This is a genomic window from Streptomyces sp. NPDC058457, assembly GCF_042720695.1.
In the GTDB taxonomy this organism is placed as follows: Bacteria; Actinomycetota; Actinomycetes; order Streptomycetales; family Streptomycetaceae; genus Streptomyces.
On record NZ_JBHXLU010000051.1, the window covers coordinates 40,364 to 54,508 of the forward strand.

General features: G+C 68.3%; 9 protein-coding genes. 5 read left to right on the forward strand and 4 right to left on the reverse strand.

The window, feature by feature from the left end; genetic code table 11:
* Positions 1-28: 28 nt before the first annotated feature.
* Entirely contained in the window at positions 29-1,663 is a 1,635-nt protein-coding gene (locus ACFWPS_RS32500; RefSeq protein WP_383711493.1) for an acyl-CoA synthetase, read from the reverse strand.
* 334 nt (positions 1,664-1,997) lie between these two features.
* Between ACFWPS_RS32500 and ACFWPS_RS32505 the strand changes: the two genes are divergently transcribed.
* A complete protein-coding gene (locus tag ACFWPS_RS32505) occupies positions 1,998-2,909 on the forward strand; it encodes an SDR family NAD(P)-dependent oxidoreductase (protein ID WP_383711494.1) in 912 nt (303 codons plus the stop codon).
* 92 nt (positions 2,910-3,001) lie between these two features.
* Here ACFWPS_RS32505 and ACFWPS_RS32510 read toward each other — a convergent pair whose 3' ends face one another.
* Together ACFWPS_RS32510 and ACFWPS_RS32515 are read right to left on the reverse strand one after the other, a co-directional pair.
* Positions 3,002-4,315 carry a Rieske 2Fe-2S domain-containing protein gene (locus ACFWPS_RS32510; protein WP_383711497.1) on the reverse strand — a complete coding sequence of 438 codons (1,314 nt, stop codon included), beginning with the start codon at positions 4,313-4,315 and terminating at the stop codon, positions 3,002-3,004.
* Positions 4,316-4,850: 535 nt separating this feature from the next.
* Positions 4,851-5,822, reverse strand: a complete 972-nt coding sequence (locus ACFWPS_RS32515; protein ID WP_351716195.1) for an amidohydrolase family protein — start codon at positions 5,820-5,822, stop codon at positions 4,851-4,853.
* Between the two features lie 277 nt (positions 5,823-6,099).
* On the opposite strand from ACFWPS_RS32515, the gene ACFWPS_RS32520 reads away from it, so the two are divergent.
* Positions 6,100-6,840 carry a TetR/AcrR family transcriptional regulator gene (locus ACFWPS_RS32520; RefSeq protein WP_383711500.1) on the forward strand — a complete coding sequence of 247 codons (741 nt, stop codon included), beginning with the start codon at positions 6,100-6,102 and terminating at the stop codon, positions 6,838-6,840.
* 80 nt (positions 6,841-6,920) lie between these two features.
* Here the strand turns inward: ACFWPS_RS32520 and ACFWPS_RS32525 are convergent, their stop codons facing one another.
* On the reverse strand, positions 6,921-9,002 hold the full coding sequence (locus ACFWPS_RS32525; RefSeq protein WP_351716191.1) for a thiamine pyrophosphate-binding protein: 2,082 nt from the start codon (positions 9,000-9,002) through the stop codon (positions 6,921-6,923).
* 558 nt (positions 9,003-9,560) lie between these two features.
* Between ACFWPS_RS32525 and mftG the strand changes: the two genes are divergently transcribed.
* The 3 genes from mftG (at position 9,561) to ACFWPS_RS32540 (ending at position 14,110) form a co-directional block, all read left to right on the forward strand.
* Entirely contained in the window at positions 9,561-11,174 is a 1,614-nt protein-coding gene (gene mftG, locus ACFWPS_RS32530; RefSeq protein ID WP_383711502.1) for a mycofactocin system GMC family oxidoreductase MftG, read from the forward strand.
* A 47-nt stretch (positions 11,175-11,221) separates the two neighbouring features.
* Positions 11,222-12,640 (forward strand): FAD-binding oxidoreductase, encoded by a 1,419-nt coding sequence (locus ACFWPS_RS32535; protein ID WP_383711505.1) that lies wholly within the window; start codon positions 11,222-11,224, stop codon positions 12,638-12,640.
* A 243-nt stretch (positions 12,641-12,883) separates the two neighbouring features.
* Positions 12,884-14,110, forward strand: a complete 1,227-nt coding sequence (locus tag ACFWPS_RS32540; RefSeq protein WP_383711507.1) for an FAD-dependent monooxygenase — start codon at positions 12,884-12,886, stop codon at positions 14,108-14,110.
* Positions 14,111-14,145: the final 35 nt, after the last annotated feature.

Genomic DNA, 14,145 nt, shown 5'->3' on the forward strand with positions numbered 1-14,145 from the left:
TCCTCCACGTGCCTCATGCCGGCGGATTTCAGGTGTGGGTGGTGCCGCGTAGCCGGTCGCGCAGTTCGCCGCGGCGGATCTTGCCTGACACGGTCTTGGGCAGATCACTGACGAAGTGGATCTGGCGTGGGTATTTGTAGGGGGCGGTCAGGCGCTTGACGTGGTCCTGCAGTTCCTCGGCGAGTTGCGGTGAAGGGTCGGCGTCGGGGTGCAGGATCACGAACGCGGTGACGATCTGGGTCCGATCGGGGTCGTCCTGTCCGACGACCGCGGCTTCGATGACGGCCGGATGTTCGACGAGCGCCGATTCGACCTCGAACGGGCCGATGCGGTACGCCGAGGACGTGATCACATCGTCCTGCCGGCCTTCGAACCAGAAGTAGCCGTCCTCGTCACGGCGCGCCTTGTCGCCGGTGAAGTACCAGCCGTTCGTGAATGCGGCCGCGGTGGCGTCAGGATCGCGCCAGTAGCCGGTGAACAGCCCGGCGGGCCGTTCGGGTTGCACGCGGATGGCGACATTGCCCTCGTCGCCCACAGGCACCGATGCGCCGTCGTCGTCGACCACGTCGACGTCGAACCCGGGAACGGGTTTGCCCATCGACCCGCTGCGTACCGGCAGGCAGCGGAAGTTGGCGAGCACGTTGACCGTCTCGGTCTGGCCGTAGCCGTCGTGGACGACAAGCCCGCGCGTTCCCTCTTCCCAGATCCGGATCACCTCGGGATTGAGCGGCTCGCCGGCCGAGACGCAGTGGCGCAGCCGGGACAGGTCGTAGCTCGCGAGATCGGCGACGACCAGCGAGCGGTACAGGGTCGGCGGCGCGCAGAGTGTCGTGACCCCGTGGCGCTCGATCGTGTCGAGGATCAGATCGGGGTCGGACTTGCCCAGGTCCATCTCCAGGACGGTCGCGCCCTGGGCCCACTGCCCGAAGAGCTTGCTCCACGCGGCCTTCGCCCACCCGGTGTCCGACAGGGTCCAGTGCAGATCCCCGGGCCGGAGGTCCTGCCAGTAGCGGGCCGTGACCATGTGGCCGAGACCGAAGCTGGCCTGGGTGTGCGCGACCATCTTGGGGTACGAGACCGTGCCGGACGTGAAGTAGACGAGCATCATGTCGTCGGCGGCGGTCGGGTCCGCCGGGGTCGGCCCGTCCGACGCCCGCGCCAGCAGCCCGTCCATCGTGTGCCAGCCGGCGGACGGCGCGGTCCCGACGACGATGCGGTGTGCGAGCGTCGGCAGGCGGTCGGTGAGCTTGTCGACCTTGACCGCCCCGTCAGTGTCCGTGACGACCGCGACGGCTTCCGCCCGGTCGACGCGGTACTCGATGTCACGGGAGGTCAGCTGCGGGGTGCCGGGGACGGGGACGGCGCCGATCCGGATCGCGCCGAGCAGGGCCACGTACCATTCGGCGATCCGGGGGAGCATCACGAAGATCCGCTCGCCCTTGCCGACACCGATCCCGGCGAGGGCGTGTCCCATGCGCCGACTGGCCAGGTTGAGTTCGCGGAAGGTGTACGACACGGCGACCCCGCCGTCGCGGCGCAGTGTCACCAGGGCGAGTTCGTCCGGGCTCTGTTCCGCCCGGCGCTCGAGGATGTCCAGGACGGCGTTGAACCGCTGTGGAACCTCCCAGCGAAACCGGGCCCGCTCGGCGTCGTAGTCCGTCATGTTGGGGACGGCATCTCGTCCCGGACGTTGCACCGGCATACGCTGTCTCTCCTCCCCGCGAGCTGTCCCGCGAGCTCCCGCTGGCTGCGGTGATCCGAGGCTCGCCCGGCGGGTTCATCGGCGTAAACCCCCCAAAGGAAGCGCCCTGTGCCCTACCTTCGGACGCTGGTGACGGCCGTGACGCGGTCCTAGCCTCGCAGCGTGTCCCCCGGCCGATCCGGGCACGATGTGCGCCTGTCGGAGGTCGTCGTGCGTCCGCACCCGGGGGCGGGTCAACCCCGAGGTCACCATGGAGGGCAAATTGAGCGCGGACGAGTTTCGTTTCGATGGACGAGTGGCGATCGTGACCGGCGCGGGCAGCAACCCCGGGCTCGGACGGTCGTACGCGATGCTTCTGGCATCGCGAGGGGCGAAGGTCGTGGTCAACGATCTCGGTGTCGGTCCCGACGGGCGCGGGCAGATCGGTCCCGGTGCCGAGGCGGTGGTCGAGGAGATCCGCAAGGCCGGCGGCGAGGCCGTCGGCGACGGCCACTCGGTGGCCGAGCGCGACGGTGCGCGGGCGATCGTGGACACCGCTCTCGACACCTGGGGCCGGGTCGACATCCTGATCAACAACGCCGGCATCGCACCGTTCGCGACATTCGACGAGATCACCGACCAGGACATCGAACGCGTCATCGGCGTCCACCTCATGGGACACATATGGATGACCCGCGCAGCCTGGCCGCACATGACCGCGCAGAACTACGGGCGCCTGGTCAACGTCAGTTCGGGCGTGGGGCTTGCCGGGTTGCCCACCCAGTCGATCTACGCCGCCGCCAAGCTCGGCGTCGTGGGGCTGACCCGCTCGCTGGCGGCCGAGGGAGCGAAGCTCGGGATCAGGGCGAACGCCATCTCGCCCTACGCCGACACCGTGGCACTGCAGACCATGCTCACGGCGGAGGCCAGCAAGCAGAACCAGGCGGCGGGGCTGACCCCCGATGTCGTCGCCCCGGTCGCCGCATGGCTCGCCCACGAGGACTGCACGATCACCGGCAAGGTGATCGAATCATCCGCCGGCTCGTTCAACGAGGCGTTCATCAGCCAGACCACCGCCACACCCCCGAACCCGGACCTGACGCCCGAGGCCGTGGCGGTCGCGATGGAGCGCGCACTCGACCGGACGGGGGCCACTGCCTATCGCGACGGCGGCGACTTCATCTACGACATGATCAAGCCGTACGAGACGACGCCACGGACCGCATGAGGAGACTCCGGCAGGTCAACACTGCTGAGCCCGCACCGGACGAGCTGCCGGTGCGGGCTCTTCTGCCGCCATCGGCACAGGGAACATCCTTGTCAGGATGACGCCAGTGCTTCGCTCCAGCGCTGCCACCAGCGGCGCTGGTTCCTCTCGCCATAGACCGAGGTGCTGGCCTCGCCGGGTCCCATCCAGTCGGGCCTGGTCTGGTAGTCGCTCATTCCGTCCAGGCCCATCTGGAAGTTGAGCTTCATGTCCTGGCGGGCGAACGCCGAGCGGCCCGCCATGGGGCCGCCGCGCCAGACGACGGTGTCGTCCTGCTCGAAGACCCCCGAGGGGCTGAAGCCGAAGACGCTGCCCTCGTACGAGGCCTGGTTGAACTCCGGTGGGGCCGAGTTCCACACCATCGGCCAGTTCCACAGCTCGAACTGCTCGGGCCCGCGCGGCTGCCACTGCCGCAGAGCGGTGAAGCACACCGGCGGTCGGCCCCGTTCGGTCGAGGCGACGGCCCGGATCAACGACAGGTTCGGGAAGATCGTGAAGCCGACCACCCCGTACCGGGACTCCAGGAACTCACGCTGCCCGGCGTTCAGCCGAGCGAGGTCGAAGGTCGCGGCCACCTCGGCCGGGTAGTCCATGACCCAGTGCGGTTCGGGCAGGAGATTCGGGGTGATGATGAGCCCGTGCCCGCCTTCGAGGGCGACATGGAACTGCGTGCTGAGCGACTGCCCGAGGTCGGGGAGGAGGCCGATGTCCTCGAGCGAGCTGTGTGCGGATTGGACGTGGTAGGCGTCGCCGACGAAGTTTTCGGCGCCTGATTTCCAGTTGGCGGGGACGGTCCAGCGGTGGGGGTCGCCGGCGGCCCGCATGCCTTGTTCGTTGAGGCCGAAGATCACGTCGAGGTACCAGCACATGTCGCCGAGGTAGTCGCGCAGGGGTACCGCGTCGGGGTCCAGGCAGGCGAAGACGAGGCCTTGGTAGCTGTCCACGTGGGGTGCTTTGCGCAGGCCCCAGCGGGTGGTGTCGAGGGTGCGGTAGGCCTTGGCGCGGTAGGGGGCGCCGTTCCATTCGCCGGAGTTCTTGTAGATCCAGCCGTGGTAGGGGCAGCGGAAGTGCGAGGTGTTTCCCTTTTCCGCGCGGCAGACGGGTGAGGCGCGGTGCACGCAGTTGTTGAGCAGCAGCTGGATCTCGCCCTGTTCGTCGCGGGCCAGGATGAACTGGTCCTCGCCGATGTAGCGCAGTACGTAGTCGCCGGGGCTGGGGATCTCCGAGACGTGTCCGACGAACACCCAGCACTTGGTGAAGATGCGGTCCAGCTCGGCGCGGTGGATGTCGGGGTCGTTGAGCACCCGTGGCGAGAGCATCCCCTGCGCGAGATCCTTCTGGACCTCCGAGAGGAAATCAGCGGACACTATAAGATCCTCCTCGAGTTCGCCTTCAGCGTCGCCGACGCTAACCGCGCGATCCACCGGCGTGACCCCTCCAAAGGAAGCAACCCGTCCCCGACCTTTGGACGCTGTTCACCATCAGAGCAGGCCATTGCAGTCGCCTTCGACCGACCTCGTAAACGGCACCCAGGAGTTCGTCAGCCGGCAGTCCCCACGCGGGCGGTGGCAGTCCTCCTTCGAAGATCCATGCGTCCGCGGGACACCGGCCGTCGAGCCGGACGGCGATATTCGCGCCGACGCCCGGCTCGCCGAGATCGGCGCCGACGGCATGCGGCTGACCTGCTTCGTCACCAACGCCGAGCACCCCGATCACCGAACCGGAACTGCACCACCGGCAGCGGGACCGGCTCTAGGAGGCCAAGCGCCTGCGGCTGGTGGAGAGGGTCCGTCTGCAAGCTGACGGACCCTCATGGAAGATCGGGACCAGTTGACCAGGGAGGCGGTAACCGAGCGGAGGAAGGGCCCAGTTGCCGGGTTCACCACCGGTACATTCAGCGGATCACTTGCCCAGCCTGAGCAGCTTTTCGGTGTTGAGATGGGCGATCTTCTCCTTGTCCGGTCGGCTCAAGGGCAGGCGGTCGAGGAACTCACGAGCCGCCGTGTTGCCGCTGAAGGGGTAGTCGACGGAGAACAGGATGCGGTCGGTGCCCAGCGCGTGCAGGGCCGCCGCAAAGGGCGCGTAGTCGAACAGCCCGCTGGTGGTGACGTAGAGGTTGTCGGTGAAGTAGTCGACGACGGGCCTGTCCAGGCCGGCGACCGCGTTGAGTACCGAGTTCGCCCGCCAGATCATCGACGGAAGCGCCTCGCCCATATGCCCGATGATGATCTGCAGGTTCGAGAAGCGGTCGAACACACCGCCCAGGATCAGCCGCAGCACATGCAGTCCGGTATCGATGTGCCAGCCCCAGGCCGCATTGGCCAGGATCTCGCTGACGACAGGGGCGAAGCCCGCGTAGCAGGCCCGGACCACCGGCTCGGGCGGCCGGTTGGGGTGCAGATAGACCGGCACGCCGAGGCTTTGGGCGGCCTCGAACACCGGCCAGAAGAACTCGTCGTCCAGGTAACGGCCGCCGACATGGCCGTTGATCATCGCGCCGACGAAGCCCAGGTCGGTGACAGCCCGGTCGAGTTCCCGCGCGGCGGCCCTGGGGTCGGGCATGGGCAGGATGGCGAAGCCGGCGAACCGGTCGGGGTGGGCGGCGACCGCCTCGGCCAGGGCGTCGTTGGCCACCACGGACAGCCGTACGGCCGTGTCCGCCGGGAGGCTCTCCGGGCCGGGCACGGTGTGGGAGAGCACCTGGACGTCGATGCCCGCGGCGTCCATGTCCGCGAGGCGTCGCTCACCCAGGTCGAGGAGCGGGCCGATGAAGTGAGGGATCGTCTCCTCGTACAGACGGCTGACCGGATGGTCGGCGGACGCTTCCCGCAGTGCCTGGGTAAGGAAGTGCTCCTCCAGAGCGATGATCTTCATGCCGATTCCTTTCGTTGGCGATGGCGCGGTCGGTCTCGCCGCGCGTGGAGCAGGGCAGGGCCCTGTCGGGGGACTGCTCGTCGTTGCCCGGCTCGACTCAGGTTTCACAGCCGGCCCGCGTGCTCCGTTCGAAGGGGGGCACCGTGAGCGAGGGGGAGCCGTCCGTCTCGCGGTTGCTCCGCCCCGGTCGCCGACGTGGTGACGGGAGAACTTGGCAGGTGCAGGTTTTCGCTGCCCTAGAATTCCCTCCGTGGCGACTACCAGTGACACTCGAAGAGTGCCCCCGATACAAGCCGAGAACGTGCCCGGCGAAGGCGCCGTCGGTGAGAGCAATGTCGATCGCCGCGCAGCGCTCATCGCGGCGGCGCTTGAACTGTTCGCCAGAAAGCCGTACGAGGACGTCTCGGTCGACGAGGTCTGTGGGCGGGCCGGAGTCGCGCACGGCCTGTTGTCGTACCACTTCGGAGGGAAGCGCGGCCTCTTTGCGGCCGCCATTCGGCAGGCATGGGAAGAACTCGTCTCCTATGAGAAGCCACGTGACACGGAGCTGACGGCCGTCGAGCGTGTCCACGGCTTTCTGTTCCGGCACTTCGAGTACGCGCGTCGGCACCCCGAGCGATTCGCGATCATGATGAGGACGGGCCACGCGGATGAGAAGGTCCGGGAGGTGCTCCAGGCAGCCCGACTCGACGCGCTGGCCGAGATCTCCGTGTCACTGGGATGCCCGGAAAGCCCGCCGCCGCAGCTGCAGGCGGCGCTCACCGGCTGGAGCGGCTATGTCGACGCCGTCACGGTGACCTACCTCGACAACCTCGACCAGCTCAGCGCCGAAGACGTCACCGACATGTGCGCCCAGGTCCTGGTGGCTTCCGTCCGCAGTGCCTACAAGATGCCGACGGACGCCGCGGCGGAGCTGGACGCGCTGACACGTGTTACGGGCGGGCACTCCTCTGTCGAGCGCCAAGGGCAGCGGAATGGCGCGGCCGCGCCCACCGGCCCTACGGGGCACCCATGTTGAGCAGGACGCACACGACCGCGAGAGTGCGCTCGGCGAGCACCTAGACCTAGAGGTCACCGAGCGCATCGGGCCGTTGCGCGTCAGCTCGGCCACGAGCCCTCCACGGAACGGTCGCCGTGGCCGAATTTGCGGATGGTCTTGGGGTCCGGGTCGGGCCACCCGTTGAGCGAGAGGTGCAGGGTGCTCCCTGACGTCATCACCTCGATGAAGTAGGGGCCGTCCGCTTCGATCGCGCGCCGGATCGCCGGCGCGATGTCGTCCGCCTTCTCGACCCGTTCGCCGGGCACTCCCATGCTCCTGGCGATCGTGGTGTAGTCGGTCTCCTCGGGAAGGTCCGTCCAGTGTGTCAGGGGCAGCGCGTTGACGCCGTGCTCACGGCCGCGTCGGCCGCCGTACAGGCCGCCGTTGTTGAGCAGGATGCACACGACCTTGAGGTTGCGCTCGGCAAGCACGGAGAGGTCGCTGCAGTCGTAGTAGAAGCCGCCGTCGCCGCCGACGCTGACCACCAGCCGGTCGGGCGCGGCGAGCTTGGCGCCGATCGCCACGGGCAGCGTCGACCCCAGCGAGTCGTAGTGAAAGCCCAGCGGGTTGGCGAACCCGGACGGGTACTTGTCCTCCCGGAAGACCATCCCGGGCACCATGAAGCCCTCGTCGTTGACGAGGATGGTGTCCGGCGGGACCTCCTCCGACAGCGCCTGGCCGACGGCGGCGGGCATGATCGGGTCGGCCCCGGTGAAGGAGCGCAGGAGTTCAAGGTAGGACTCCTTGGCCCGGGCGATCTCCGCCAGCGTGGCCGGTTCGCCGCCGTCCGCACGCTGGAGGCCGGATGCCTCCAGCCGGCCGTTGAGCTGGGCCAGGAACTTGCCGGCGTCGGCGACGACGCCGACGGTCGGCTGGAAGATCCGTCCCAGCTGCGACTGCTCGACATCGACGTGGACGACCTTCTCCGGCTTGGCCAGCGACCACGACGCGGTCGCCGTCTGCGAGAACGAGAACCCGACCGCGATCCACAGGTCGGCCTCTTCGGCCAGTCGGGTGCCGGTGCCGAAGTAGCCCCAGCCGGTCATGTCGCCCGCGTACAGGGGATGGTCGTCGGGCAGCACCCCCCGACCGCCCGGACCGCTGGAGACGACCGGGATCCCGGTGGCCTCGACGAACCGGCGCAGTTCGGCCGTCGCGTCGGCCATGTGGATCCCCGCGCCCGCGAGCAGCACCGGCCTGGTGGCCGACTTGATCAGCTCGATCGTCCGCTGCACCGCTTCCTCGTCCGCCGCGGGCGGCGACGGCAGCGTGAGCGGCTCGGTCTTGATCGTGGTCTTCTGGTACATCGCCTCGTGCGTCAGGTCGAGCACCGCCGGGCCGAACTTGCCGGTGCTCGCCGCGAGCACTGCCTGGCGCACGGCCAGCGGCAGGTCCTGGCCGTCGACGATCCGCCTGACGTACTTCGCCAAAGGCTTGAACGCCGAATACAGCTCCGTGCCGTCCTGCAACGCGTCGCGAAGATCCCACACCGCCGAGTTCTCCATCAGCATGTACACCAGGGGTGTGGAGTCGAGCTTGGCCGCGAGCACCACGGGCGCCGCGTGCAGCGAGCCGACACACCACATCAGCGTCGCCGAGGCGGCCCGCCGCTTCACGCGGTTGTAGCCGTACGACATCCATGCCGCCGACAACTCGTTGCGGGCGTTCATGTTCTGCACGCCCTGCCCGACGACGCTCCGCTGCACGGAGGTGGTCATGCCGCCGGAGTAGCCGAAGACGTACTCCACCCCGCACGCGGTCAGTGTCTCGACAAGGGCCTCCGAGCCCTCACGAAACCCCACCCGGGCATCGGAACCGGCGCGCACGCCCTCCATCGACGCGATCATCTTGAACTGGCCGAACTCCGCCTCCGCTCGCCCCTGCAGGACATCCCCGTCGACCTCCGCGCTGAACCGCCACGGAGCCGGCAGATGCCCGAAGGTCCCCGTCCACGAGAGCCGGCTCCCGTCCACCACCCCTTCGCCGGTGCCCGAGCCGTCGGCGCTTTCGATCTTCACCGACAGCGAGTCGCCGTCCCGGGACAACTCCAGCACCGCGCTGTGCGCAGGACTCAGGTCCGGGCGCAACGTGATCTCCCACCTGCCGTCGATCCTGGTTTTGGACTGGTCAACAATCGCCATCGGGTTCTCCTCACACGTGCCTCGGGATCAGTCGCTCTCAAGAAACGGGGTTCTCGGACCGGCCTCTGCCTCGTCCGTGACCGGACCGCATGCGCGGTCGCTCTCTCGACGGGAGGGCTGACATGGATCGACTGAAGACCGCACGGCACTGGGGTCGGTCGGCGACCGCACGCCGCCACTGATGAACGGGGGTGCTCGCGCCACCGCGACCGGAGACTGCGGACCTGTTCCGTGTCCGGTCGGAGGCACGGCCCCGCCGAAGGGGACTGACTGCCAGTCAGTGCGCCACAGAATGCCCCCGCCGACCAGCGGCGTCAAGAGGTATGCATGCCCCGACCCGAGCCTGTGCGGGGGCTGTCGATCGCGGCGAAACCTCTCGGAACGAGGCGGTTGACGCGCGGTCTGACGGGTGTCAGTATTCGGGCAGACTTGACTGCCAGTCAGTCGCCGACGACGGATGCCCGGGAGTCTTCCCGTGAGCCGCCGGCGACCGCACAGGGACGACTGAGCCGCAATCAGCGCGTCCCGCATGTCTGAACCCGAGAACGGAGCGGACTTGTGGCTGGAACATTTGACGTGATCATCGTGGGTGCGGGATCCACCGGCGGGGCCCTCGCGGCGAGACTCAGTGAGGATCCCGACCTCACCGTGCTCCTGCTGGAAGGCGGCCCGGTCTACTCGACCGCCGAGGAGATGCCCCAGGAGCTGCTGGCCCCCGCCATCGTCGCCGCCGGAGCACCCGGGCACCCGAACAACTGGGCCTACATGGGAGAGGTCCGGCCCGGCCTCCGCATCCCCTATCCGCGCGGCAAGGGGCTGGGAGGCTCCAGCTCGATCAACGGGTGCTACTACATCCGGGGCCTCAAGGACGACTTCGACACCTGGGTCAAGCTCGGCAACGACGAGTGGGCCTTCGACAAGGTTCAGCAGTACTACAAGCGCATGGAGCGTGACCTCGACTTCGACGGGGACGCCCATGGCTCCGACGGGCCGATCCCGGTCATGCGCGAGCCCCTGGACCGGGCCCCGGAGTTCACGTCGGCGTTCGACGACGGCTGTCACGCCCTGGGCTTCGGGCCCGACCCGGACAAGAACGACCCTCGGCCCGAGGGCGGTGTGGGACCCGTCCCGCTGAACATCTTCGAGGGCCGCCGGATCGGCACCGCCCTCGCCTACCTGCTGCCCGCGACGGGCCGGCCGAACCTCACCATCGTGGGCAACGCGGTCGCGCGGCGCGTGCTGACCGAGAAGTCGCGCGCGGTGGGCATCGAGGCCATCGTCGACGGCCGCCCTCAGGTCTTCCGCGGGGACGAGATCGTCATCTCGGCCGGAGCGCTGCGCTCGCCGCACCTGCTGATGGTCTCGGGTATCGGCCCGGCGGAACACCTGCGGGAACACGGCGTCGACGTCGTCCACGACCTGTCCGGCGTCGGCCGGCACATGACGGACCATCCCATGGTGAGCGCCGCGTGGGACTCGCGCCTCGATCTGGTCAAGCAGCCCGAGCGCGGTGCGATGACCTCCGTGCTCCACTGGACCGACGAAGGCTCGGATCTGGAGATCCTTCCGTTCGTCACGAAGAACAGCGACATGCTGGGCATGACGGACGTCTTCGCGCGGCCCGTCCAAGCCGCCAAGGCGATGCGCGGCACCTCGGCGAAGGCCGTCACACGGCAGGCGCGCGCGCTGCGACACGCGATGCTGGGGATCGTCGTCGAGAAGCAGGAGAGCCGTGGCGCGGTCACGCTCGTGTCGGGCGACCCCGACCAGCTGCCCGACCTGCGATGGAACCTGTTGAGCGAGCCGCAGGACCATGTTCGCTTCCGTGCGGCGATCCGCGTGGCGTTCGAGATCTTCAACTCCGCCGGGCTGCGCGGGATCGGCGCCTCGATCGTCGGGCTGGACGCCAAGACGGTGGGCGACGACAAGAAGCTGGACCAATGGGCGTTCGACCGCGTCGGCGGCGGCCACCCTTCGGGCACCTGCCGGATGGGACCGGCCTCCGACGACCAGGCCGTCGTGGACCAGCATCTGCGCGTGCACGGAATCGACGGGCTGAGGGTCGCCGACACCTCGATCTTCCCGACGATCACGTCCCGCGGTCCGAACGCGACCGCGATGATGGTCGGCGAATACCTCGCGGACCTCATGAAGCGCGAAGCGGCGCACTGACCCCGGGTCCATCAGGACACAAGCCAACACAGCCGAGAGGAGTTCACATGAGCTCGATCGAGAAAGTCCCCGGGGGAGCCGCTTTTCTGTCCACGTTCAAGGGCGACGTCATCACGGCCACGTCACCCTCGTACGACACGGCGCGCAGCCTGTGGAACGGGGACATCGACCGCAGGCCGCTGGCGGTCGTCAAGGCCACCGACGACGACGATGTCGTCGCCGCCGTCCGACTGGCCCGAGAGGCCGAACTGCCGTTGGCCATTCGCGGCGGCGGCCACAGCTACCCCGGCCACTCGATGTGCGACGACGGGATAACGCTGGATCTGTCGAGGATGGGGAACGTCGTCGCGGACCCCATGACGCGGCGCGTGCGCGCGCAAGGAGGTGCTCTCCTCGGCAGCGTGGACACCGCGACCCTCCAGCACGGGCTGGTCATGCCGGCCGGAATCGTGTCCCACACCGGACTGGCCGGCCTGGCTCTCGGCGGCGGGATCGGTTACCTCACGCGGTCGTTCGGCATGACCTGCGACTCCTTCGTCCGGCTGCGCCTGGTCACGGCCGAGGGCGAGATCATCCACGCGAGCGCGGAGGAGAATCCCGACCTCTTCTGGGCCCTGCGCGGCGGTGGCGGCAACTTCGGGGTCGTCACCGAGTTCGAATGCAATACGCAGGTTCTCGGGCCGGTCCAGGGGGGTCCGCTGGTCTACTCGATGGCGGACGCCGTCGAGGTGCTGTACAGGTTCGGGCAGCTCATGAAGCAGGCGCCCCGCACGCTGAGCATCACCTGCGCCCTGGGCCTGGACGCCAAGCAGATCCCGCCCGCCACGGAGGCGGCGGGTGGACACCGGCTGCTCGTGGCCAACGTCGTCTACCGTGGGGAGCCGGACGACGAGATCCTGCGCGAGGTGCGCAGTGTGGGCAAGCCCTTGTTCGACGCGGTCGCGATCAATGACTTCCGCGTGATACAGACGGCCTTCGACGAGATCGCGGGGTACGGCGCGGGCTGGTACATGAAGTCCGGACTGACGCGCGAGCTGTCCCAGCCCCTCGTCGAGGGTGTGGTCGAGCACGCCGTGGAGTACCACGACAAGATCTCGTCCGGCGCTGTCCAGCGCGAGGTCTTCGCGGTGCAGTCGCTCGGCGGCGCGGTCCAGGACCTGGACGACGACGCCACCGCGTACAGCGGACGGGCCGCCGAGTGGCACATCGGCGTCGAGGTCGGCTTCACCACCGCCGAGGACCGTGAGCGCATCGTGCCCTGGACCCGCGACACATGGACGAAGACCAAGTCGCTGCTCGACCTGAGCACGTCCTACGTGAACCTGAACTTCGAGCCGGGCGAGAACGCGCTGGCCGACGTGTTCGGAGCCGGCAAGTACGAGCGACTCCGCAGGATCAAGACGGAGTACGACCCCACCAACCTGTTCAGCCACAACTTCAACATCAAGCCGCTGTCCACCGGCTGACGCACGGTTCCACCAGAGTCGGGACAGCCCGACAACTCCATCGAACCCGGGGCGGTTCAGTCCGCCTCTTCGTCGACCGGCCCGCCGCGGACAGCTGCGGCTCATCGCCGGCACCCACAGGACGGCCGAGGCTCCTCGCACGCCTGGCGTGGCCCTGCCCTCCTGTATGAACCATCTCGTGAGCTGACCAAATGACGAATTTGGTCAGCTCATGCAAACTGCCAGCTCAGGAGGTATGGAGGCATGGAGGTACAGAGCGGCAAGGAACGCCGGGCCCTTGTGGTCGGGCTCGGTATCAGCGGAATCGCGGCCGCCTTGCGGCTGCGGCAGATCGGGTGGACGCCGGTCGTCGTCGAGCGGGCCCCCGCCCGGCGCACCGGCGGGTACTTCATCGCACTGTTCGGTGGCGGCCGGCACCCGGCACAGCGCCTGGGCATCCTCGACAAACTGAGCAACCGCACCCCTTCGGGGACCGTCCAGTACGAGTTCGACCGCGCCGGGAGCCGTCGGCGTGGTGCCCTCAGTTACGCCGACCTGCCCGGCACTCCCTGGATGACGGTGCGCGGCGATGTCGAGGAGGCCGCCTTCATGGCGTTGCCCGACGATGTCGAGATCCGCTACTCGACGGTGCCGACCCATATCGAACAGGATGCCCATGGCGTGGACGTCACGCTGACCGACACCATGGACGACACCTCGGTCACGGAGCGGTTCGATCTGGTGGTCGGTGCGGACGGGCTGCGCTCCACCGTGCGGTCCCTCGTGTTCGGACCACACGAGAAGTTCCTGCACCGGATGAACTACATGGCGGTCGCCTACCAGCTTCCCGGCCCGCTCAGCGAACTCCATCCGGACGACGGCGCCACCCTGTTCGAGCCCAACCGGTCGCTGTGGGTCTTCCCCTTCAACGGTGGTCTGCAGACGGTGCTGCTCAACTACCACACCGACGATGTGGACGCAGAGTTCAGCGAGACGCCGGCCCGGCGTGTACGCGCGGCGTTCGGTTCCGAGCCCACCGGCCGCCTGCTGGGCGAGGTGCTCGACGCGCTCGACACCGCCGACGACCTGTTGTTCGACTCGGTCGAGCAGGCGCGGATGGACACCTGGTGTCGCGGCCGGGTCGTACTCGTGGGCGACTCCGCCTGGTGCGTCAGCCTCTACGCCGGCATGGGCGTCTCGATGGGGATCACCGGGGCGGACCTCCTCGGTACGATGCTGGACCGCAATCCCACAGATGTGCGCCATGCCCTGTCCGCATGGGAACAGACCCTGCGCCCCCATGTGGACGTGTTCCAGCAGAACGGCCTCGACCAGCGCGTGTTCTTCGTGCCCGCCAACAGCAAAGAGCTGGCGATACGCAAGGCCCTGAACGTGGGAATGCGGGCTCCAGGTATCTCACCCCTGCTCAAACGGATGGTGACCGGCAACAAGGCCGGCCTGCTCAAGGACCGCGACCTCGCCCTGGTATGAGACCGGCTCGGCGCCCATGGGCCCACGCGAAACAG

Excerpts from the sequence above, each read along its gene's own strand:
- ACFWPS_RS32500 (WP_383711493.1), bottom strand. The coding sequence starts at position 1,663 with ATGACGGACTACGACGCCGAGCGGGCCCGGTTTCGCTGGGAGGTTCCA.
- ACFWPS_RS32525 (WP_351716191.1), bottom strand. The coding sequence starts at position 9,002 with ATGGCGATTGTTGACCAGTCCAAAACCAGGATCGACGGCAGGTGGGAG.
- ACFWPS_RS32535 (WP_383711505.1), top strand. The coding sequence starts at position 11,222 with ATGAGCTCGATCGAGAAAGTCCCCGGGGGAGCCGCTTTTCTGTCCACG.
- ACFWPS_RS32540 (WP_383711507.1), top strand. The coding sequence starts at position 12,884 with ATGGAGGTACAGAGCGGCAAGGAACGCCGGGCCCTTGTGGTCGGGCTC.
- ACFWPS_RS32515 (WP_351716195.1), bottom strand. The coding sequence starts at position 5,822 with ATGAAGATCATCGCTCTGGAGGAGCACTTCCTTACCCAGGCACTGCGG.